Genomic DNA, 20,267 nt, shown 5'->3' with positions numbered 1-20,267 from the left:
CCACCTCCGTTGCCTTCAAGTGGGGCCATTGTCCAGCCGACCCGTCGCAAATCCTGCAACTACCGGCTGAGGAATGGGGCTAATCAGGAACCGGGAAGCACGGTGATCTCGATGGGCGCGGCCACTGGCGTGTGGCACCTATTGAACATGGTGAGCCCGTCCACGGCCTTGGCGCCCAATACCGGGCTGCTGGATTTCCTGCAGTCGCGCGATGGCAGCAAGGCCACGGTGATCTTTGCCGGGCACAGCCTGGGTGGCGCGCTGTCGCCGACCTTGGCGACCTGGTTGAAAAGCAATGGGAAGCTGGACCATTTCAACGCCGTGCACTGCTATCCCACTGCCGGGGCGACACCCGGCAACGGCGAGTTCACCGCGTTGTACATGCAAACGCTGCCATCGCCGGCACCCGGCCAGTCGCCGTATCAGATCTGGAACGCGGACCTGTGGAATACGCTCGATTGCGTGCCGCATGCCTGGACCGTGCCGATGCTCAGTCAGATCAAGACGCTCTACCGCAACGATCCGATCAAGGAAATCGATGTGCTGGTGGATGTCGCCATCGCCAATACCCTGGCCTCCACGGTGAGCTATGCGCAGATCGCCAACCAGCCGCTGGATGGCACCCTGACCGGCATCCCCACCACCATCTTGCAATTCCTCGAACAGATGGCCCACCAGCACACCACCGCCTACCAAGAGTTGATCGCCGAATGGCTGACACCGGTGCCGGTGCCGCCGGCGGGGGCGCCGCAAACGCAGAGCGTGGACCCCACGCAGGCGCGCGACGCGCTGGTCGAGCGGCTGGTTGCGCATGCCGGGCAGACCGCGCTGGCCGATGCCGGCAAGGTGGAGGTGGTCGGTGGGGTGCTGGAGTCGATGGCCAGGACCTTGTTCAAGCAGATCTGAACCATCGGCGGTCGGCGGTGGCTGTCGCCGGCCGTGCGCGTCGGTCATGGGGCCGCGGCGTGCGCCGGCAACTCAGCGCGCGCCGGGACGCAGGCGCAGCAGTTCGCGCAGTTCGTATTTGTCGGTCTCGTCCAGGCCCTGCGCGCGCTGCTTGGCCTGCAGTTCTTCCAGGCGCTGCTGCAGCAGCTGTTTTTCCAACTGGGCAATGGCGTCGTGCAGCTCCATGGCCCAGCTCTGTTCGTCGCCGGGAAGCACCTGCGCGGCCAGCTTCTGCAGGGCGGCCTGTTCTTCGCGTTCGGTGAAGTGTTGCAGCAGCGCGCCGGTGCTGATTTCCGGGCGCTGCTGCACGATGTCCAGCAACTCCATCAGCAGCTCCACGCCGGGCAGGCGCAGCCCGGCCAGGTCGTGGTGGCGGTCCAGGCCCATCGCCAGCGAAGGCTGCTGCAGCAGGATCGCGATGGACGCGCGCACCAGGCTGCGCCGCTGCACCGGCGCACCCATCCGTGCGGGCACGCGCGCCTGTGGCGTGGCGCCGTGGCCGGGCGAACCGGGCGAGGCAGCGACACCGGTCATGCGCGCCAGTTCCTGCCGCATCAGGTCGCCGAATGCGCCGTCGGGAATCTGCGCCAGCATCGGGCGCGCGCGCTCGGCCAGGCGGGCCTTGCCATCCAGCGTCTGCAGGTTGATGTCCCGCGACATTTCGTCGAAGAAGAATTGCGACAGCGGCGTGGCCAGTTTCAAGCGCGTATCGAAGGCCTGCGCGCCTTCCTTGCGCACGATGGTGTCCGGGTCTTCGCCATCGGGCAGGAACAGGAAGAACGCCTGGCGGCCGTCCTTCATGCGCGGCAGCACCGATTCGAGCGCACGCCAGCCGGCCTTGCGCCCGGCGTTGTCGCCATCGAAACAGAAGTAAACGTCCGGTGCATTGCGGAACAGCAGCTCGGCATGTTCGGGCGTGGTGGCCGTGCCCAACGTGGCGACCGCCTGGGTCACGCCGAACTGGAACAGCGAGAGCACGTCCATGTAGCCCTCCACCACGATCAGCCGTTCGATCTTCTGGTTGGCCTGGCGCACCTGCCACAGGCCGTACAACTCGCGGCCCTTGTGGAACAGCGCGGTTTCCGGCGAATTGAGGTACTTCGGGCCGGGGTCGCGGCCATCGGCCGGCGCGCCCAGGATGCGGCCGCCGAAGGCGATGACGCGGCCGCGGCGGTCGAAGATCGGGAACATGACCCGGTCGCGGAACTTGTCGTAGACATGGCCGCGGTCGTTCTTGGAAAACAGCCCGGCGCGTTCGAGCACGCTCATGCGGCGGGCATCGGTACCCAGGGTGTCCTTCAATGCGCTGTAGCCATCGGGCGCGTAGCCAATCTGGAACCGCGCACGGTTCTCCGCATCCACGCCGCGCCCGTCCAGGTATTCGGTGGCGCGTGCGTTGCCTTCGAGCTGGCGCTGGAAAAACTTGGTCGCCGCCTCCAGCGCCGAGTACAACTCTCGGCTGTCGTCCTGCTGTTGCGGGGTGCGCTGCTGGGTCTCGCGCGGGATCTCCATGCCGGCGCGCTTGGCCAGCTCGTCGACCGCGTCGAGAAACTCGAGGCGGTCGTAGTTCATCAGGAAGCTGATCGCGGTGCCATGCGCACCGCAGCCGAAGCAGTGATAGAACTGTTTGGTCGGCGAGACGGTGAACGAGGCCGAGCGCTCGTCGTGGAACGGGCAGCGTGCCGAATATTCCTTGCCCTGACGCTTGAGCGGCACGCGGCCGCCCACCACCTCGACGATGTCGGTACGTGCAAGCAGTTCGTCGATGAATGCGTCGGGGATGCGGGCCATCCCGCTAGGATATCCCAGCCGCTGGCGCTAGCCTGAGTCGGCCGGTCGCAAGCTGCATGCTGGCTCAGCGGCGCACAGGCGTGTCCGGCAGCGTGGCTGCGGTGGCCGCCACGGGCATGGCGATGGCTTCGGGCAGGTGATCCGGGTCCACGCCAGCCTCGCGTAGCTTGCGCTGCGAGCGCACGCGCTCGTCGATGACTGCGGTCAGCAAGGCACCGACGAAGAACACCACCGAGGCGTAGTACATCCACACCAGCAGGATCACCAGGGTGCCCATCGAACCATAGGCGCTGCCCGGCGCGGCCTGGGCGATGTAGACGCCGATGGCGTAGCGGCCCAGCGCAAACAGCAGGGCGGTGATGACGCCGCCGACGAAGGCCTGCCGCCAGTTCACGGTGCGATCGGGTAGGTAGCGGTACAGAAACGCGAACGCCAGCGAGTACAGCGCCAGCGTGGTCACATAGCCCACCGCCGGCAGCACCGACGGTAGCCGCGCGAACACTACCTGCAGGGCGGTGGTGGCGATCATCGACACGATCAGCAGAAAGCCCAGCGCCAGGATCACCCCAAAGGAAAATACGCGCTTCTTCAGCCACGCCATGATGCCGTCCAGGCGCTGCTTGTCGGTGCGGAAGATCAGGTTCAGCGCATTCTGCAACTGCGCAAACACCGCAGTGGCGCCGATGAACAGCAGCAGCGTGCTCCACAGCCCGGCCAGCGTGCCGACGCCGGGCTGGTCGGTGGCATTGCGGATCACCGTGTCGGCGACCTCGGCGGCGCTACCACCGGCCAGTTGCGCGATCTGCTGCACCAATGCTTCCTGCGCCGGCGGATACAGCGAGGCGGTCAACCACAGCAGCAAGACCAGCAACGGCGCCAGCGACAGCAGCGCATAGAACGACAGCGACGCGGCCTGCGTCATCACGTCTATTTCGAGAAAGCGGTTGAGCAGCGCCATTGGCAGGCTGCGCTGCAGGCGGCTCAGATGCTTTTGCAGATAGGCGGTTGAAAGCGTCGTCACCGGCGAGAATCCTTGGCGCATACCGTCGCGGACGCAGGTGGCATGGAGCCAGACCGGTATGCGGAGTGCCTGGCCCGCGCCTGCGCTGGCGCCACCGTTCTAACAGGCCGGGATCGAAGGTGCGGTGAAAAGTGGTGGCTGTGTGACGCCTGCCCCGGCTGCTTGCGCAGGGCAGGCGTCAACGCCAGCGCTGTGTCAGCCCGCCAGGTGCTTTTTCACCAGCGTGGACACCAGGCCCATGTCGGCCTGGCCGGCGAGCTTGGGTTTGAGTGCGCCCATCAGCTTGCCGATGTCGGCGGGGCTGCTGGCGCCGGTCTGTGCAATCGCTGCCTGGATGGCGGCCACGATTTCGGCTTCGTCCATCTTGGCAGGCAGGTAACGCTCGATCACCACGATTTCCTCGCGTTCGATCTGTGCCAGGTCGTCGCGCGCGGCGCCTTCGTATTGGGTGACCGAGTCCTTGCGCTGCTTGACCATCTTGTCCAGCACGGCGATGACGGCGGCATCGTCCATCTCGATGCGCTCGTCCACTTCCTTCTGTTTGATCGCCGCGTTGATGAGCCGGATGACGCCCAGGCTGTGCTTGTCGCCGGACTTCATCGCGGCCTTCATGTCATCGGTAAGCTGTTGCTTGAGGGGCATGGGGTAACTCCTGGGTTGCAGGTGAACGGGTGCGACGCGCCCCGGCAGGCGAGGGCGGCGGCAGGGATGTGAGGCAACACCGGATCCAGCGACGGTGTGGCGTTGCATGGATTGCGCTGCCGGGATGGCCGCGAACCAATGCAAAAAGCCGGCCACGCTTGCGCGTGCCGGCTCCTGGGTTCGATCCGGTCGGGTCGCGCCTACAGCGCAGACCCGGCGGCAAGGAACCGCGTTCGATCAGTACAAGCGCTGGCGCTTAGTGACGTCGCGCGAGGAACGACGCAGCTGACGCTTCACGGCAGCGGCAGCCTTGCGCTTACGCTCCTGGGTCGGCTTTTCATAGAACTCGCGCTTGCGGGTTTCGGCCAGCACGCCGGCCTTTTCGCAGGTGCGCTTGAAGCGGCGGAGCGCAAATTCGAAGGGCTCGTTCTCGCGGACTTTAACGCTGGGCATGTGTTCTCCAGATTGGGATTTTTCCGTCCGGGAGCCCCGGGCGGGTGCGAGCGGACTCGCGTGACGGAATTTCCGGGTTGCCCCGGCGAGCCGCGCATTATAACGACTTGCGAACGGCCTGCAAGCCCCTGGGGGGAATTGCCGCAGATGGCCCGGCAGAGCGTGCGCCGGCGCGCGTTTCGGGGTGGCCGGCACGGCAGAGCCGCCTCTGCGGGCGGGCCGGTCTGCGCAACGCAAAAGCTGCGAAAATGGCCGCACACGTTTATCTGCCGAGCTACCGTGAAAGTCCTTGGGATCGAATCATCATGCGATGAGACCGGTGTGGCGGTCTACGACACCGCCCTGACCGGCGTGCCGGCGTTGCGCGCCCATGCGGTGTACAGCCAGATCGCGCTGCATGCCGAATACGGCGGCGTGGTGCCGGAGCTGGCCAGCCGCGACCACGTGCGCAAGCTGCTGCCGTTGATCCGCCAGACCCTGGGCGAGGCCGGGCTGCGCATCGACGAACTGGACGGGGTGGCCTACACCGCCGGGCCCGGCCTGGTGGGCGCCCTGCTGGTCGGTGCCGGGGTGGCGCGCTCGCTGGCCTGGGCACTGGAGGTGCCGGCGATCGGCGTCCACCACATGGAAGGGCACCTATTGGCACCGCTGATGGAAGACGACCCGCCGCAGCCGCCCTTCGTGGCGCTGCTGGTCTCCGGCGGGCATACCCAATTGGTGTCGGTCAAGGCGCTGGGCCGCTACGAAGTGCTGGGCGAGACCCTGGACGATGCCGCCGGCGAGGCCTTCGACAAGACCGCCAAGATGATGGGCCTGCCGTACCCGGGCGGCCCGCAGCTGGCGGCGCTGGCCGAAACCGGCACGCCCGGACGTTACAGGTTCGCCCGGCCGATGACTGACCGCCCCGGTCTGGATTTCAGCTTCAGCGGGCTCAAGACCCAGGTGCTGCTGGCCTGGCGCGGCAGCGACCAGTCCGACACCACGCGGGCGGACATCGCGCGCGGCTTCGAGGATGCCGTGGTGGAGACGCTGGCGATCAAATGCCTGCGCGCGCTGGACGCGGCCGGCTGCAACACGCTGGTGGTGGCGGGCGGGGTCGGCGCCAACAAGCGCCTGCGCGCGCAGTTGCAGCAGGCCGCGCAGCGCCGTGGTGGCCGGGTCTGTTTTCCGCGCCCGGCGCTGTGCACCGACAATGGCGCGATGATCGCCTTCGCCGGCGCGCTGCGGTTGCAGGCCGGCGAACACGCCGATGCCGCGGTGCATGTGACGCCGCGTTGGGATATGGCTGCGCTGTCGCCACTTGTGGCGACGCGGGAATCGGGAATCGGGAATCGGGAATAGGAAGAGCGATACCCCGATCCTGTTAGTGCTGCGTGTTATTGCCCTTGCTTCTCCCCATTCCCGACTCCCTATTCCCCATGGATAAAGTGTTTATTGAAGGCCTGGAAATCGATGCGCTGATCGGCATCTACGACTGGGAGCGGCGGATTCGCCAGACGCTGCGGTTCGACCTGGAGATGGGCTTCGACAACCGCATTCCGGCGGCCAGCGACGATATTGCCGATACGCTGAACTACAAGGCGGTGAGCAAGCGGTTGATCGATTTCGTGCAGGGCTCGGATTTCGGGCTGGTCGAAACCCTGGCCGAGCGTTGCGCGGCGATCGTGCTGGACGAATTCGGCGTGCACTGGCTGCGGCTGAAACTGAGCAAGCCCGGTGCGGTGCGTGGCGCGCAGGCGGTGGGCGTCATCATCGAGCGGGAGCGGGCGGCCTGATTGTCGCGAACCTTCTTGCTGCATGCGGGGACTTGGTCTTGAGGGTCGCGGGGGCCGAGCGCTGCGCCCGCGCTGGCGCGCACCATGCCTGCAACCGGCCTCGACAACTCCCGAACCTCGAATCCCGGCCTTCGACACTTCCCCCCCTGCGGCTGCAGCAAGCTAGAATTGCCGGCCATGTAAACGTTTTCTCAAGGATCTCATGGCTGCTGATCGCATCGAAACTCTGATTGCCCGGATGACCGTGGAAGAGAAGGTCGGACAGTTGGGTGTGTTCGCCGACATGGTGCGGCCGTTCGCACCGGACGTGAATCCGGAGGCCAACGTGCGCAATGCCGACGAGGTGTTGCAGCAGGTGCGCGAGGGCCGGGTGGGCTCGCTGTTCAACGGCGCGGGCGCCGCGCTGGGCGTGCAGATCCAGAAAGCGGCGGTGGAGGAGAGCCGGCTGGGCATTCCGGTGATCCTGGCCGCAGACGTGATCCACGGCATGCGCACGGTGTTCCCGATCCCGCTGGGCGAGGCGGCCAGCTTCGAGCCGGCGCTGGCCGAGCGTACTGCGCGCGCCACCGCCATCGAGGCCACTGCGGCCGGGCTGCACTGGACCTATGCGCCGGCGGTGGACATCGCCCGCGACCAGCGCTGGGGCCGTGGCGCCGAGGGCGCCGGCGAAGACGTGGTGCTGGGCATGGCGTTCGCCGCGGCGCGCGTGCGCGGCTTCCAGGGCCCCGACCTGACCGCCGACGATTGCCTGCTGGCCACGCCCAAGCACTTCGCCGCCTACGGCGCGGTGGCGGCGGGCATGGAATACAACACGGTGGATATTGCGCCGCAGACCTTGCGCGATGTGCATCTGCCGCCGTTCAAGGCCGCATTCGATGCCGGCGCGCTGACGGTGATGTCTTCCTTCAACGACATCAACGGTGTACCGGCCAGTGCCAACCACGAGTTGCTCACCGAGATCCTGCGTGGTGAATGGCAGTTCCCGGGCGTGGTGATTTCCGACTACACCGCCGACATGGAGCTGATTGCGCACGGCTACGCCGCCGACGAGCGCGACGCGACCAAGAAGGCGTTCCTGGCCGGGCTGGACCTGAGCATGCAGAGCGGCTTCTATGCCGCGCACCTGCCGTCGCTGGTGGACAGCGGCGAGGTGCCGATGGCGGCGCTGGATGCCAGCGTGCGGCGCATCCTGCAGCTGAAGCAGGCCATTGGCCTGTTCGATAACCCGTATCGGTCGCTGGATCCGGCGCGCGAAGCCGACACTGCGTACCTGCCTGCGCACGATGCGTTGTCGCGCGATGCGGCACGGCGCTCGATCGTGTTGCTGAAGAACGACGATGCGGTGCTGCCGTTGAGCAAGAGCGGGCAGCGCATCGCCTTGATCGGGCCATTCGTGCAGGACCGCGAAAACATCGAAGGTTGCTGGACGCTGTTCGGCGACAAAGCGCGCTACGTGACCCTGGAGCAGGGGATGCGTGCGGTGGTCGGCCACGAATACCTGAGCGTGGTGGCCGGTTGCGGCCTGGAAGAGGCGCTGCCGGGTGGGATTTCCGCAGCGATCGACGCCGCACAGGCGGCCGACGTGGTGGTGCTGGCGCTGGGCGAGCCGCAGCGCTTCAGCGGCGAGGCGCAGTCGCGCACCGAGATCACCTTGCCGCCGGCGCAACAGGCGCTGGCCGAGGCGGTTGCCGCCACCGGCACGCCACTGGTGGTGCTGTTGCGCAACGGGCGCGCGCTGGCGTTGAACGGTGCGGTACGCGATGCGCAGGCAATTGCGGTGACCTGGTATCTGGGGACACAAACCGGCACTGGCGTGGCCGATGTGCTGTTCGGCGACTACAACCCATCTGCACGCCTGCCGATCAGCTTTCCGCAGGTTACCGGGCAACAGCCGTATTTCTACAACCATCTGCGCACCGGTCGTCCTGAATTGCCGACCCTGTCCGAGTACAAGGCGCGCTGGCGCGAAATGCCCAACGAGCCGTTGTATCCGTTCGGCCACGGGTTGAGCTACACCACCTTTGCCTATGCACCGCCGCAGTTGAGCACCGCGCAGCTGGGCTGGGATGACACGCTCACCATCACCACACGCGTGACCAACACTGGCCGCGTGGCCGGCGAGGAAGTGGTGCAGCTGTACGTGCACGACCGCGTAGCCAGCCGGGTGCGCCCGGTGCGCGAACTCAAGGGGTTTCGCAAGGTGTTGCTGCAGCCGGGCGAAAGCACGGAGGTGGTGTTTACCCTCGCCCGCGACGCGCTGTCCTTCACCAATCCCAAAGGCGTCTTCGGCGCCGAGCCGGGCGTGTTCGACGTGTGGGTCTGCGCATCCGCCAAGAGCGGCGAGGCGGTGTCATTCGCGTTGGGCAGCAGCTGAACCACGCACTGCCTGCGCCGATGGGCGCGCAGGCAGTGCTTGCCACTTTTACATCACTGCACTCAGGCGCCGTTTTCGACCGCCGCCTTGCTCTTGGGGGTCAGCTTGAGCAGGCGCCCGGTGCTGCCGCTGGCCTAGTCTTCGAGCAACCACAGTGCGCCATCGGGGCCTTGCTCCACTTCGCGGATGCGGGCCCCCATGTCGTAGCGGGCCACTTCGCGCGGCTGATCGCCAAGCGAGACCTGCACCAGTGCCATCGACGACAGCCCGCCGATGAAGCCATTGCCGCGCCACGCCGGGAACTGCTTGCCGCTGTAGATCACAAAGCCGGCTGGTGAAATTACTGGTGTCCAGCTGATCTTGGGAGCAGCGAATTCGGGCCGGGTGTTGTGGTCCGGGATCGGCCGGCCATCGTAGTGATCGCCGTTGGACACGATCGGATAGCCGTAGTTGGCGCCGCGCTGGATCAGGTTGAGCTCATCGCCACCGGCCGGGCCCATTTCGTGTTCCCACAGCCGGCCCTGGCTATCGAACGCAATACCCAGGATGTTGCGGTGTCCCAACGACCACACCTGCGCAGCCACGCCGCCCTGTGCAACGAACGGGTTATCGGCTGGCACGCTGCCATCGTCGTTGAGCCGGATCAACTTGCCGAGATTGGCCTTCATGTCCTGCGCGGGATCGAACTTCTGCCGTTCGCTGGAGGTGATCCACAGTTTTCCGCTGGGGTCGAATGCGAGCCGATGGCCGAAGTGACCATTGCCGGACACCTTGGGGCTCTGGCGCCAGATCACCTTGAGCCCGGACAAGCTGCCGCCGCCGTTGGCGTCCAGGGTGAGCTTGGCGCGGGCGACTGCCGCGCCCCGCGTATCGCCCTGGTCAGGTTCGGCATAGCTCAGATAGACCAGGCCGTTCTTCGCAAATTGCGGATGCGCCAGCACGTCACCGAAGCCGCCCTGGCCACCATAGGCAACCGCCGGCACGCCGGACACTGCGCTCTTGCGCTTGGTCGTGGGATCCAGCCGCATCAAGGTGCCACGCTTCTCGCTGACCAGCAGCGTGCCATCGGGCAGGAAGGTCATTGCCCAGGGTTCGTCGAAATCGGCCACGGTGGTGGCCTGGAACGGCCATTGCGCCTTGGGAATGGCGGCGGCGGGTGCCGCTGCGGGAGCCGCCAGGACAGCGCCGGTGGTGAACAGGGTGGCCGAGCAGGCCAGGGCAAGCAGACGTCGGGCAGACATGAGGTCCTCCAGGGGTGGGGCACGGTCACGCTGCAGCCCTCCCGCAACGTGTCCCGCGTCGGGTTTTCAAGTACCTTACACGACGCTGCCGAGGCCGCACTTGTCGCAGGTCACTCTCCGCCAGGCGGACGCGTCTCACATCGCTGTTTCAATCTGAAATATCACCATGAAAAGGAAGTTCCATGGCCACGCAAAAAACGTCACCCGCTTTCATCGCCGCCTCCTGGGCCGCCCTGCTGCTGGGCAGCGCGGCGTACCTGATCGGCTTGTGGAATGCGCAGATGCTGCTCAATGAAAAGGGGTACTACTTCACCTTGTTGTTGTTCGGCCTGTTCGCCTCGGTGTCGTTGCAGAAGAGCGTGCGCGACCGCGACGACGGCATTCCGGTCACTGGCCTGTACTACGCGATCTGCTGGTTCTCGCTAATCATCGCGCTGGTCCTGCTGGCCATTGGCCTGTTCAACGCCACCTTGCTGCTGAGCGAAAAAGGCTTCTATGCAATGGCTTACGCACTGAGCCTATTCGGCGCGGTCGCGGTGCAGAAGAACACCCGCGATGCAATGCAGGGGTCCGCCGCCGCGCATGGGACGCATGCGGTGCCGCCACCGCTGGACTGACTGCCTACGTGCAAGGCGCCAACAACAACGCCACCTCGACGGTGGCGTTGTTGTTTCAGCGCTTGGGCGGATGGTCGCCGCTGACGAAATCGGCTGCGTTTTCCCAGGCACGCTTGACGGCGTGACGCGCCTTGCTCCAGCTCAGTGACGACGTGCCTCGATTGGCCTCCCAATCACGATGCAGCTCTGCTTCCACCTGGTCGTACGCACGCGCATTGTCGCGGATGCGCGCTTCATGGCCGGCCAGATAGGCGCCTTCGTAATCCTCGTAGCGTTCGCCATCGGTGTAGTACGGCTCTTCGGTGAAACGTTCGCGCCAGTAGGTGGATACGTTCTGGCTGCGGTCTTCGTCCGGTGCGCGGCCCGGAATCTGATACGGCACGTTCATGCACGCCTCCGTCGTTTCGAATGTACGGTGACGTTAGGTGCCGCCGTGTTAACGGCGTGGCACGCCAGGTGAAGGTCGAATCAACGCCGCTGGGCCTGGTCGATAATGGCGCTGTACGAGTGTGCTGCGAAACTTACGCCGGCTTGCGTGGAAACAGATAAAACACCCAGCCCACTAGCAGGGCCACACCGGCGGCGGCCAGGTTCTGCCAACTGGCACTGGCGAGCAGGCCCAGCGACAACAGCACGGCGGCAACCGGAATCAGTGGGCCGCCCGGCAGGCGCAAGGCGTCGGCGCGTTGGCGATAGCGGCGCGCCAGCACGATTACGGCCGCCGCAGTGCCGATATAGGCAAACAGGCGCGTCACCATCGACAGCAAGGCCAGCTGGGTAAACGAACCAGACAAGGCCAGCGCAAGCGACAGCACGCCCTGGGTGAGCACGGCCGCAGCGGGAGTATGAAAGCGCGGATGCACGCGGGCCAGGAATGCCGGGCCATAGCCGTCCCTGGCCAGTGCGAACAGGAAGCGTGGCCCCAGCATCACCGTGTTGCTGGTAGTGCCCAGGATGGAAATGGTGGCGCCCACGGTCAGGATCAGCGCCAGGGCTTCGCCACCGAAGCCGCTGGCGGCATCGGCCAATGGCGTGGGCGATGCCGCCAGGTTGGGCAGCGTGCCCTGTGCCACCACCTGCACGGCGGCATAGATCAAGGTCACGGTGACGATCATGGTGATGAGCGCGAACGGCACATCGCGACGTGGGTTGCGGTATTCGCCAGCGGCGGCGGGAATATTTTCGAAGCCCGCATAGGCGAACAACAGCAACAAGGCCGCTTCACCGAGATTGCCCAGGTCGCGCAGGTCCGGCGACTTGCCGGCGAAGGCCCACGACCAATCCACGTAGAACAGTCCGATCGCCACGAACAACAGCAAGGGCACCAGCTTGCCGATCACCAGGGCGATGCCGGTGCGTGCGGCCGACTTCACGCCGATCACGTTGATGGCGGTGAGCACACCCAACGCACCGACCACCACCAGCAGGCGTGCCCAGGTGTCGGTGGAGGCGGTTGGCCAGAAGCGCGCAACCGCATCGGCCAGGCCATTGCTCAGCGCAGCGGCCGAGCTGATGCGGGTGAGCCAGATCATCCAGCCGATCTGGAATCCCACGAATGGGCCGAACGCCTCGCGCGTATACAGATAGCTGCCGCCCGGCGTGTCGAAATAGCTGGCCGCCTGCGCGTAGCACAACACCAGCAAGGCCACCGCCAGGCCGGCCAGCAACACCGCCCACAGGCTCATCGGGCCGAGCAGGGCGGCAGTGGCGGCGGGCAACAGATAGATGCCGCTGCCGATCACATCGTTGATCGATAGCCCGACGATCTGCCAGCGGCTGACGACGCGCACCAGGCCGGTGGCATCGGCTGCGGGGGCGGGCGTGGTCATGGTACGGCCTCGTCCAGGGCCGGCAGCTGCCATTGCGATTGCAGGCGCGCATAGTCGGCGCGCGGCAGCAGCACGAACAACGGATGGTCGGCCGGCTTCAACCACGCAAGCAGGCGTTGCATGTCCGCAGGATCCATCGCGGTGCAGCCGGCGGTGACCTCGCCCGGGCTGCGCCACAGGTGCGCGAAGATGCAGCTGCCGCGCCCGGCGATGCGATCAGGGTTGTGCGCGATGACAAAGCCTTCGCGGTAACGTCCGTCGCCTTGGGTGCGCAGGTCCAGCCGCATCGGCTCGGTGGAGCCGGCCACCGCCGCTTCGCCCACCTGCGCCGCATCGACGATGCGGTTGTATAGCGGCGAGGCGGGCACATCCATGCAGTAATGGGTGGCGGTCATGGCCTGATACGGCATGGCGCTGTCGATGCGCGTGGCGTAGCCGAAGGCCGGGCCGATGGCGAACACCCCGGCCGGGCTGCGGCCGTCGCCTTCGCGTTTGTGCGGGCCTTGCGGCTGCGCCGGGTGCAGGCCGTCGCCCCAGGCACTGCCGTTGCGGCCGAGTGCCACCGCGAATCCGGGGGCGGCCGGCTGCCACCGGCCATCCACACGCTGGAAGGTCTGCAGCCGCGCCTGCGTGCTGTTCCAGTCCGGGGTGGTGACCACGACGAGCGCGCGCGCCTGCTGCAGCGCCTGCATCGGCGCACCTGCGACAACAGCGCCGCTGCACAGCGCCAGCGTCATCAGCAGGATGGATTGCAACAGGGTGGTCAGGCGCATGCAGTCTCCGCAAGGCAGTGGGTGAGCTGAGAGGACGCCTGGCAGCTTGCTGCGAGTCGTAGCGCGGCCCCGGCGACATCGGTGGCGCCATGGATCGCTCGCCGATGGCTACTGTACCCAGCAATGCGCGCCCGTGGCGCATGTTCGCAGCAGCGGCGCACGCGGCATGCGTGCGTCAGTGGAGTGACGCACGCCGTCTGCCGTCACGCGTGGCGGTTGCTGGCGGGTTGGCTGATCGCTGCCGCTACGACGGCAACAGTTCCAAGCCGCGGATACGACGGATGCCCAGGCCGGGCGCGTCGTCGATCTGGATCTGCGCCTGGTCGAAATGCACACCTCCTTCGGTGGGATCGAACTGCCCCAACGCCGGCGCATCCAGATCGGCCAGGGTGATGCTGTCGGCCTTGGCCACCGCCAGATGCACGGCGGCAGCCACGCTGACGCTGGACTCGATCATGCAGCCGATCATGCAGGGCACGCCGTACAGCGCGGCGATATCGGCGATGCGGATCGCGTTGGACAGCCCGCCGGTCTTCATCAACTTGATGTTGACGATGTCGGCAGCGCGGCGCTGGAGCAGGTCGATGACCTGTGGCGGGGAGAACACGCTTTCATCGGCCATCACCGGGGTATCGATATGCGCGGTGACAAAGGCCAACCCGTCGATATCGGCAGCCTTGACGGGTTGCTCAAGCAACTCCAGCACGATGCCGGCGTCTTCCAGCCTGCGCATGCTGCGTACCGCCTGTTTGGGTGTCCAGCCCTGGTTGGCATCCAGGCGCAGCGTTGCGCGCCCATCGACTGCCGCATGGATCGCCATGACGCGTTCCACATCCGACGCGCTGTCCTTGCCCACCTTGATCTTCAAGGCCGCATAGCCGCGCGCCAATGCCGACTGCGCGTGCGCCACCATGACCTCGATGCTGTCGGCACTGATGGTGATGTCGGTGGTGATGCGCGGCGTGCCGCCGCCGAGCACTTGGTAGAGCGGCACGCCGAAGGACTGGGCCCACAGGTCGTACAGCGCAATCTCCACGGCGGCCTTGGCGCTGGTATTGCGCTCCAGCGCGTGCTGGACCAGCCCACAGAGACGATTGAGGTCGGCCACCTCCTGGCCGATCAGGCGCGGGCCGATGCAGTGGGTGATCGCGGCGATGATGCTGCCGTGCGTATCGCCGGTGATCGCTGCGGTGGCCGGCGCGGCGCCATACCCGAGATGGCCGCTGTCGGTGTGCAGCACCACCACCACATCCTCGATCGCCTGCACGGTGCGCAGCGCCGTTTTGAATGGGGTGTTCAGTGGCACGCGCAGCATGCCCAGACGCAAGCCGGTGATCTTCATGGGGAACCGATCGGTGCGACGCGCTGGATGCGCGTGATGTGGTCGATAAAGGGGCTGCCATCGGTGGCCAGCAAGGGCAGCAATGGTGTGACCGAGACACCGTTCAGCGCGGCACGCTGCACGCGGCCATCGCTGCCGCGGTAGCTGGCACCGGCCACATCGTGGATCACCCACGGGCTGCCGTGCGCATGCCCGATCACCAGCATCACGTGGCCGGGGAGATGGATCAGGTCGCCGATGCGCAGTTGCGCCAGCTGTTTCAGGCGCTGCGCTCGTGGCGCGTGCGCAGCGAAGGCAACGGCGCGCAGCACCGGGCTGCGCGCCTGATCGCCGGTATTGCGCGGCAGCGCAATGCCGAGGCTGCGGTAGACATCCAGCACGAAGCCGCTGCAATCGCGCGCATCGTAATCGTTGCCCCAACCATAGCGCTCGCCCAGGAATTTGAAGGCCTGCCGGAGCAGTACCGCAGGGGTGGCCGGCAACGCACCGATGCGGACATCGGCGCCACGCGGCACCAGCGCCGGCACCAGTTGCAGGCGGCCATCGGTTCCGCGCAGCGGCAGTTGCACCACGTGGGCGGCGACGGGCGACTGTCCGTTGACCGGTTGTTGCGGCGGCCAGTTGGTCAGCAACGGCAGGCTGCTGCCCATGTCCAGCGGCAACGCCGAGACGGCGGGGAGCTCCGGGGTGTACGCGGTCTGCACGCGGGCGCCGGTGACCACCAGGCGCGCGCCGGCCTGTGCGTAGTCCAGCACCTGGCGGCGGCTGCCCTCGGCGACATGGGCGGCGGCAATCCACGCCGCGTAGTTGGGCGCCAGCACGAACCGCCATGCGCCATCGGCGCTGGTATGCAGCACGGCCACCGGCGTGCCAGGGTAGAGTGCCGATTCCTGAAAGCGGTCGATATCGTGATCGTGCGGATCGGTGAACACGCGTTGGGTGGTGGGAAAGGTGCGTAATGCCGCGCGCCGCACCACCAGCGCGAAGCGCGGGGCGACCTGCGGAGGAAGTGCATCCAGCGCCAATGCGCGCTGTAGCTCGGCCAGGCGGCTCGCCGTAATGGGTCGCCCCTGCGCGTCGTACAGCACCCGCGTGGGCGCCGCAGACAACGCCTGGATCCGTGCGCGCACTGCAGCGCCCGGCATGACCGAGGGCAGCTGCGACAGATCGTGCATCGAGGCATCGTCACGCAGCAGCCGCGCGTTGAAGGCTGCGATCTGCGCCGTGTCCAGCAGTGGCTGCTGCGCCTGCAAACTGCGTTGTACCCAGTACTCCGGCGTCAGCTGCGCCGCGTCAACGGCGAAGGGGGCGCCCTGGGTGGCTGGCTCGCTGGCAGCCGAAGGCGCCGCGCCGCAAGGCAGGGCGAGTGCAATCCACAGCAATGGCAGCAGGCGGCGCGTCGATGGCATCGAAAGCTCTAAACGAAGGAATGGTGGCTGGCGATTGCGGGCAGATCCGAACGAACCATACGGCAGGTGCCTATGCGATGCAGTGCTGACGACGACAGCCGTCGTTTCGGCCATGATCGGCAGTGTACGCGGGGCCTAGCGCGTGCGCAGGGCGCCAGCGGCGGGAGGTGGGCGGCAGCCGGTGGTTGGCCAACCCGCTGCGCCCAATACATCGACGTGAAGCGATCCACGGATGCGTCGCTGGTAGGTGCACACTCCAACCGTGCCCATGCCACGCGTCGCGCGATTGCCCGCGTCGGCGACAACTCGGCGGATAATGGCCCGGCCATGGCAGTCCCGTTGGGCAAAGACAGCGCAGGCCTGGGTACCCACTGCAAGGAGAACACCGGTGTCGCCAACCTTCCATCTGTCCTCATCGGCCTGGCGACGGGGAGCGGTGTGCGCGCTGGTGCTGTCGCTGGCGGCCTGCGCGCACGCACCCCAGCGCAATCCGCTGGCGCAGTGGGTGCCCTCGCCCAACTACGATGCACGGCGGCCGATCCTGATCGTGTTGCATTTCACCGACCAGCAGTCGGTGCAGCAGAGTCTGGCCACACTGCGCGGGCGCAACGCCGGTGGACGGGTCAGCGCGCATTACCTGATCGGCGAGGATGGGCAACGCTATCAACTGGTCGCCGACGACCAGCGCGCCTGGCACGGCGGCGCCGGCCGCTGGGGCAGCATCACCGATATCAATTCGGCCTCGATCGGCATCGAGCTGGATAACGACGGCAGCGAGCCATTCGCGCCGGCGCAGATCGACAGCTTGCTGGTCCTGCTGGACGACCTGTGCACGCGGCTGCGCATTCCGCGCACCCAGATCGTCGGTCACGAAGATGTGGCCCCGACACGCAAGAACGATCCCGGCCCGCTGTTTCCGTGGAAGCGCCTGGCCGAGGCCGGCTTCGGCCGCTGGCCTGCCGCCGATGCCCCGCCCGCGCCGCCAGGCTTTGACCCCTGGCAGGCTCTGGCACTGCTGGGCTACAGCGTGGACGACCGCGCTGCCGCGCTGCGGGCGTTCCATCATCACTATCGCGGCAACAGCGCCAGCACGCTGGATGCGGAGGATTTGCGCATCCTGCAGGCCTTGAGCCAGCCGACGCCGGGTGGGCGGCCGGTCGCGATTCCCGATGCAGGCGCCGAGATTCCGTAGCCTGGGCTGGTGTCGATCGATGCGTCGATGCGCGTGCCGTGGCGTGGCGTGGCGTGGTCCGACGCCGCTGGCTGTGCCGCACGATGCCGGCACACGCCGCCTGGCGAGGTGGTTGCCCGACCACTCGAATATTCTGTGCGCATGACAGCATTCCATGCATCCAGCGACGTACCGCTGCTCCTTGCCCCACGACGACACCTGCGGCACTGGTGCTTGGCCGTGGCGTGGGCCGCCTGTATCTGCGGCAGCGCGATGGCGACGCCGGTGATCTCGCCGGCCACCACGCCGGCGCAGGCGGGGTTGATCGACGTCGCGACCCTGGCGCCAGGCATCGCGGTGGACATGCGCTACGCCACAGACGACAACTTCACCGGGCAGGTGGTGCCCGGCTATGGCGCGGCGCGTTGCTATCTGCTGCGGCCGGCCGCCGATGCGTTGGTGCGGGTTGCGCAGGCGCTGAAGGCGCAGGGGTACCGGCTGCAGGTGTTCGATTGTTACCGGCCGGTGCGGGCGGTGCGGGCATTCGTGGCGTGGGCCGCAGACCTGCAGGCGCAATCGACCAAGGCGCGCTATTACCCGCGCGTGGACAAGCGCGCGCTGCTCGGTCACTACATTGCAGACACCTCTGGACATAGCCGTGGCGCAACGCTGGATGCCGGCTTGCTGGAGTGCCGGCGGTCGCCCTGCCGGCCGGTGGACATGGGCACCGGGTTCGATTTCTTCGACCCACGCGCGCATACCGATGCGCCAGATCTCGACGCGGCGCAGCGCGCCAATCGCCAACGCCTGTTGCGCGCCATGGCCGCCGAGGGATTTGCCAACTACCCGATGGAATGGTGGCACTTCACCCTCAGACCGGAGCCGACGCCGCAGACCGCCTACGATGTGCCGGTGGAATGAGGGCGATGCCGACCCGGCATGCTCGTCGCGGCGCCGCGGCGCCGTTTCACCCGACCCAGGAATCGCCATGACCGACCCGGAACGCTTCATCGATATTGCCTGCCCGTATTGCGGGGAGTGGATCACCCTGGCCCTGGATCTCAGCGGTGGCGATCAGCACTACATCGAAGATTGCCAGGTGTGCTGCAAGCCGATCACGGTCACCGTGCAATGGGACGAGGAGGGCGAGGCGCAGGTAACCGCGCGCGGCCAGGACGACACCTGACGATGCGCACGCAAGCCGACGCCGACGCCGCCAGCCGCTAGACTGGCGCGCCTGTCGCCTGGATCGTCACGATGAATCTGCCCCTGCACTTCGGCTTGCTTGGTTCGCTGGAAGCCGGCCTGATCGCGCTGGTCCTGGGCATCGTCCTCTTCGCCCTGGTCGAGCGCGGCGGCCGACGGCTGCAGTTCAACCAGGGCCATACGCTGGGAACGGCCTGCCTGCTGGCGGTGGCCATCGGTGCCGGCTACGACCTCTGGAATCTCGTCTACACCAGCATCGTGCGGCTCGAGTCGCCGTTGTATGCGCGGTTGGCCCTGGCACGCATCCACGATCCGAACGAATTGGGATCGCGGGTGGTACTCGAAGTGGCCGGCGCCATCGCCGGTGTCGTGGTGGGTTGGGAAATATTCAGTTCCGACCGCTGGGATGGCGACGCACCCGCTGCCTGAGGCAAGGCCGTGAAACGCGGCCTGGTTCTCAGAAATCGCGGCGATGAATGCATCGCTTCGGTTTGACTCACCAACGGCTAACAGGCGGCTAGGCGTAAACGCCGATGCGGTGGTTAAAAGGATGTTTTTCGCCGAATCCTGCCGGTCCGACGGTTCATGCGCGCTGGGTAGGGTGGTGCCATGTGCGGCGACACCGCTCATGCCCATACCAAGGAGACCACCCAATGAAGAACCGCAATCGCACCTCGCTATTGGCCGCCACTGCCGCCCTTGCCGCCGCCCTGGCCTTGCCGGCCATGGCGCAAAGCGCTCCGCAGGACGCCGCAGGCCAGCCGGCCAGTGCGGCCCAGGCGGGTAGCTCGGCCACGTCGGCGCAGGCTGCCGGCGGCAGCTCTGGCGGTGGCCAGACCTGGGCCAGCGTGGATACCGATAGCGATGGCGCCATCAGCAAGCAGGAAGCGCAGGTCAATGCGGGCCTGGCGCAGATCTTCGACCAGGCCGATGGCGACACCGACGGCAAGCTGACCCCGGACGAGTACAAGGCATTCGTCGCCAAGCAGCAGGGCGCTGCGGGGGCAGCCGGTTCGCAGGGGAACTGAGCGAATCAGCAAGCGCGGCGCGAATCGCCAGACCATCGCACGCGTCGTGCGATGGCAGGCCAGTTGCATGAGCGCTGGCAGTGACAGGATGGAGCATCGGGAGCGACCTGCCAGGGTCGCTCCCGTTTTTTGTGGCGAGCCTGCATGGCGCAGTCTTGACGGGCGCTGCGATATCGTCTCCAGCATGTCCTCGCTGCCCACTCCCCCGTTGCTACGCGGTGTACTGCTGGCGGCGCTGATGAATTCCTGGCCCCTGGTGGCGGCGCCTGTGCAATCGTCGCCGGCCGATGCGCCGCCGGTGCCGCCTGCCCAGCCGACGACCAACAGGCCGGCGATGTCACCGCTGCCGATTGCCCCGCCGGCCCCGGCGGCGACCCCCTTGCTGCCCGTCGGCCCGGCCGGGCTCTCCAGCGCAAAGGGCGGTGCCGAGCCATCGGGAACGCCGCCGGACGGTACGCTCGCCCCGCGCAGCTTCCGTAGCCTGGACAGCGATGCCGACGGCTCGCTGACCCCGGCCGAGGCCGGCGCAGATCCGATCCTGCGCGAGAACTTTGCCGGGTTCGACAGCAACGGCGACGGCCGCCTGTCGCGCGATGAGTTCGCCGCGTACCAACCTGGGCCAGGCGACGCCGCAGGTGATTGAGCGCAGC

The 20,267-nt window shown here is 66.9% G+C and carries 20 protein-coding genes and 1 pseudogene; 11 read left to right on the top strand and 10 right to left on the bottom strand.

Features of this window, described 5'->3' with window-relative positions; all coding sequences use genetic code 11:
- Nucleotides 1–111: 111 nt before the first annotated feature.
- Nucleotides 112–906: a lipase family protein gene (locus XcuCFBP2542_RS12095; protein ID WP_249027645.1), complete on the top strand. Its 795-nt coding sequence runs from the start codon at nucleotides 112–114 to the stop codon at nucleotides 904–906.
- A 72-nt stretch (nucleotides 907–978) separates the two neighbouring features.
- Here XcuCFBP2542_RS12095 and dnaG read toward each other — a convergent pair whose 3' ends face one another.
- From dnaG to rpsU, 4 genes are all read right to left on the bottom strand, one after another.
- Nucleotides 979–2,736 (bottom strand): DNA primase, encoded by a 1,758-nt coding sequence (gene dnaG, locus XcuCFBP2542_RS12090; RefSeq protein ID WP_104603807.1) that lies wholly within the window; start codon nucleotides 2,734–2,736, stop codon nucleotides 979–981.
- 64 nt (nucleotides 2,737–2,800) lie between these two features.
- Nucleotides 2,801–3,757, bottom strand: a complete 957-nt coding sequence (locus XcuCFBP2542_RS12085; protein ID WP_104603814.1) for a YihY/virulence factor BrkB family protein — start codon at nucleotides 3,755–3,757, stop codon at nucleotides 2,801–2,803.
- 195 nt (nucleotides 3,758–3,952) lie between these two features.
- Nucleotides 3,953–4,399, bottom strand: coding sequence for a GatB/YqeY domain-containing protein (locus tag XcuCFBP2542_RS12080; RefSeq protein WP_104603806.1), 447 nt, complete (start codon nucleotides 4,397–4,399; stop codon nucleotides 3,953–3,955).
- Between the two features lie 237 nt (nucleotides 4,400–4,636).
- Nucleotides 4,637–4,852, bottom strand: coding sequence for a 30S ribosomal protein S21 (gene rpsU, locus XcuCFBP2542_RS12075; RefSeq protein ID WP_002808376.1), 216 nt, complete (start codon nucleotides 4,850–4,852; stop codon nucleotides 4,637–4,639).
- 279 nt (nucleotides 4,853–5,131) lie between these two features.
- Here rpsU and tsaD point away from each other — a divergent pair, with 279 nt between their 5' ends.
- The 3 genes from tsaD (at nucleotide 5,132) to XcuCFBP2542_RS12060 (ending at nucleotide 9,001) form a co-directional block, all read left to right on the top strand.
- Nucleotides 5,132–6,193, top strand: coding sequence for a tRNA (adenosine(37)-N6)-threonylcarbamoyltransferase complex transferase subunit TsaD (gene tsaD, locus XcuCFBP2542_RS12070; RefSeq protein WP_104603805.1), 1,062 nt, complete (start codon nucleotides 5,132–5,134; stop codon nucleotides 6,191–6,193).
- A gap of 77 nt (nucleotides 6,194–6,270) precedes the next feature.
- On the top strand, nucleotides 6,271–6,627 hold the full coding sequence (gene folB / locus XcuCFBP2542_RS12065) for a dihydroneopterin aldolase (RefSeq protein ID WP_104603804.1): 357 nt from the start codon (nucleotides 6,271–6,273) through the stop codon (nucleotides 6,625–6,627).
- Between the two features lie 202 nt (nucleotides 6,628–6,829).
- Nucleotides 6,830–9,001, top strand: a complete 2,172-nt coding sequence (locus XcuCFBP2542_RS12060; RefSeq protein WP_104603803.1) for a glycoside hydrolase family 3 N-terminal domain-containing protein — start codon at nucleotides 6,830–6,832, stop codon at nucleotides 8,999–9,001.
- Nucleotides 9,002–9,063: 62 nt separating this feature from the next.
- Here XcuCFBP2542_RS12060 and XcuCFBP2542_RS12055 read toward each other — a convergent pair.
- Nucleotides 9,064–10,242, bottom strand: a pseudogene (locus XcuCFBP2542_RS12055) (PQQ-dependent sugar dehydrogenase).
- A gap of 182 nt (nucleotides 10,243–10,424) precedes the next feature.
- Between XcuCFBP2542_RS12055 and yiaA the strand changes: the two are divergent.
- Entirely contained in the window at nucleotides 10,425–10,859 is a 435-nt protein-coding gene (yiaA, locus tag XcuCFBP2542_RS12050) for an inner membrane protein YiaA (RefSeq protein WP_104603801.1), read from the top strand.
- Between the two features lie 55 nt (nucleotides 10,860–10,914).
- Here yiaA and XcuCFBP2542_RS12045 read toward each other — a convergent pair whose 3' ends face one another.
- The 5 genes from XcuCFBP2542_RS12045 to XcuCFBP2542_RS12025 form a co-directional block, all read right to left on the bottom strand.
- Nucleotides 10,915–11,247, bottom strand: a complete 333-nt coding sequence (locus XcuCFBP2542_RS12045; protein ID WP_104603800.1) for a hypothetical protein — start codon at nucleotides 11,245–11,247, stop codon at nucleotides 10,915–10,917.
- A gap of 133 nt (nucleotides 11,248–11,380) precedes the next feature.
- Nucleotides 11,381–12,688, bottom strand: a complete 1,308-nt coding sequence (locus XcuCFBP2542_RS12040) for an APC family permease (RefSeq protein ID WP_104603799.1) — start codon at nucleotides 12,686–12,688, stop codon at nucleotides 11,381–11,383.
- The gene (locus tag XcuCFBP2542_RS12035; RefSeq protein ID WP_104603798.1) at nucleotides 12,685–13,461 is read right to left on the bottom strand and encodes a L,D-transpeptidase family protein; all 777 of its coding nucleotides are present in this window, start codon (nucleotides 13,459–13,461) and stop codon (nucleotides 12,685–12,687) included. The genes XcuCFBP2542_RS12040 and XcuCFBP2542_RS12035 overlap by 4 nt, the downstream gene beginning before the upstream one ends.
- A gap of 244 nt (nucleotides 13,462–13,705) precedes the next feature.
- The gene (locus tag XcuCFBP2542_RS12030) at nucleotides 13,706–14,803 is read right to left on the bottom strand and encodes a dipeptide epimerase (RefSeq protein WP_104603797.1); all 1,098 of its coding nucleotides are present in this window, start codon (nucleotides 14,801–14,803) and stop codon (nucleotides 13,706–13,708) included.
- Nucleotides 14,800–16,212: a C40 family peptidase gene (locus tag XcuCFBP2542_RS12025; RefSeq protein ID WP_104603796.1), complete on the bottom strand. Its 1,413-nt coding sequence runs from the start codon at nucleotides 16,210–16,212 to the stop codon at nucleotides 14,800–14,802. Before XcuCFBP2542_RS12025 ends, XcuCFBP2542_RS12030 begins: the two co-directional genes overlap by 4 nt.
- 388 nt (nucleotides 16,213–16,600) lie before the next feature.
- Between XcuCFBP2542_RS12025 and XcuCFBP2542_RS12020 the strand changes: the two genes are divergently transcribed.
- The 6 genes from XcuCFBP2542_RS12020 to XcuCFBP2542_RS11995 all read left to right on the top strand — a co-directional run bounded on the left by XcuCFBP2542_RS12020 (nucleotide 16,601) and on the right by XcuCFBP2542_RS11995 (nucleotide 20,260).
- Entirely contained in the window at nucleotides 16,601–17,404 is an 804-nt protein-coding gene (locus XcuCFBP2542_RS12020) for an N-acetylmuramoyl-L-alanine amidase (protein WP_104603795.1), read from the top strand.
- Nucleotides 17,405–17,656: 252 nt separating this feature from the next.
- A complete protein-coding gene (locus XcuCFBP2542_RS12015) occupies nucleotides 17,657–18,304 on the top strand; it encodes a M15 family metallopeptidase (protein WP_104603813.1) in 648 nt (215 codons plus the stop codon).
- Nucleotides 18,305–18,371: 67 nt separating this feature from the next.
- The gene (locus XcuCFBP2542_RS12010) at nucleotides 18,372–18,569 is read left to right on the top strand and encodes a CPXCG motif-containing cysteine-rich protein (RefSeq protein WP_104603794.1); all 198 of its coding nucleotides are present in this window, start codon (nucleotides 18,372–18,374) and stop codon (nucleotides 18,567–18,569) included.
- Between the two features lie 71 nt (nucleotides 18,570–18,640).
- A complete protein-coding gene (locus tag XcuCFBP2542_RS12005) occupies nucleotides 18,641–19,018 on the top strand; it encodes a hypothetical protein (protein ID WP_104603793.1) in 378 nt (125 codons plus the stop codon).
- 224 nt (nucleotides 19,019–19,242) lie between these two features.
- Complete coding sequence (locus XcuCFBP2542_RS12000) at nucleotides 19,243–19,617, top strand: EF-hand domain-containing protein (RefSeq protein ID WP_104603792.1); 375 nt, start codon at nucleotides 19,243–19,245, stop codon at nucleotides 19,615–19,617.
- Nucleotides 19,618–19,873: 256 nt separating this feature from the next.
- Complete coding sequence (locus XcuCFBP2542_RS11995; protein WP_372372430.1) at nucleotides 19,874–20,260, top strand: EF-hand domain-containing protein; 387 nt, start codon at nucleotides 19,874–19,876, stop codon at nucleotides 20,258–20,260.
- Nucleotides 20,261–20,267 lie beyond the last annotated feature (7 nt).

The sequence above is a fragment of the Xanthomonas cucurbitae genome, assembly GCF_002939885.1.
GTDB classification, from domain to species: domain Bacteria; phylum Pseudomonadota; class Gammaproteobacteria; order Xanthomonadales; family Xanthomonadaceae; genus Xanthomonas; species Xanthomonas cucurbitae.
Note: the sequence above shows the minus strand (reverse complement) of the source record. Positions and strands in the feature narration are given on the sequence as shown.

Bases quoted from the DNA above. Each gene is read 5' to 3' on its own strand.
- XcuCFBP2542_RS12095 (WP_249027645.1), top strand. From the start codon at position 112: ATGGGCGCGGCCACTGGCGTGTGGCACCTATTGAACATGGTGAGCCCG.
- XcuCFBP2542_RS12060 (WP_104603803.1), top strand. From the start codon at position 6,830: ATGGCTGCTGATCGCATCGAAACTCTGATTGCCCGGATGACCGTGGAA.
- XcuCFBP2542_RS12035 (WP_104603798.1), bottom strand. From the start codon at position 13,461: ATGCGCCTGACCACCCTGTTGCAATCCATCCTGCTGATGACGCTGGCG.
- XcuCFBP2542_RS12025 (WP_104603796.1), bottom strand. From the start codon at position 16,212: ATGCCATCGACGCGCCGCCTGCTGCCATTGCTGTGGATTGCACTCGCC.
- XcuCFBP2542_RS12030 (WP_104603797.1), bottom strand. From the start codon at position 14,803: ATGAAGATCACCGGCTTGCGTCTGGGCATGCTGCGCGTGCCACTGAAC.
- XcuCFBP2542_RS12045 (WP_104603800.1), bottom strand. From the start codon at position 11,247: ATGAACGTGCCGTATCAGATTCCGGGCCGCGCACCGGACGAAGACCGC.
- XcuCFBP2542_RS12010 (WP_104603794.1), top strand. From the start codon at position 18,372: ATGACCGACCCGGAACGCTTCATCGATATTGCCTGCCCGTATTGCGGG.
- XcuCFBP2542_RS12015 (WP_104603813.1), top strand. From the start codon at position 17,657: ATGGCGACGCCGGTGATCTCGCCGGCCACCACGCCGGCGCAGGCGGGG.
- XcuCFBP2542_RS12080 (WP_104603806.1), bottom strand. From the start codon at position 4,399: ATGCCCCTCAAGCAACAGCTTACCGATGACATGAAGGCCGCGATGAAG.
- XcuCFBP2542_RS12005 (WP_104603793.1), top strand. From the start codon at position 18,641: ATGAATCTGCCCCTGCACTTCGGCTTGCTTGGTTCGCTGGAAGCCGGC.
- rpsU (WP_002808376.1), bottom strand. From the start codon at position 4,852: ATGCCCAGCGTTAAAGTCCGCGAGAACGAGCCCTTCGAATTTGCGCTC.
- XcuCFBP2542_RS12040 (WP_104603799.1), bottom strand. From the start codon at position 12,688: ATGACCACGCCCGCCCCCGCAGCCGATGCCACCGGCCTGGTGCGCGTC.
- XcuCFBP2542_RS12000 (WP_104603792.1), top strand. From the start codon at position 19,243: ATGAAGAACCGCAATCGCACCTCGCTATTGGCCGCCACTGCCGCCCTT.
- yiaA (WP_104603801.1), top strand. From the start codon at position 10,425: ATGGCCACGCAAAAAACGTCACCCGCTTTCATCGCCGCCTCCTGGGCC.
- folB (WP_104603804.1), top strand. From the start codon at position 6,271: ATGGATAAAGTGTTTATTGAAGGCCTGGAAATCGATGCGCTGATCGGC.
- dnaG (WP_104603807.1), bottom strand. From the start codon at position 2,736: ATGGCCCGCATCCCCGACGCATTCATCGACGAACTGCTTGCACGTACC.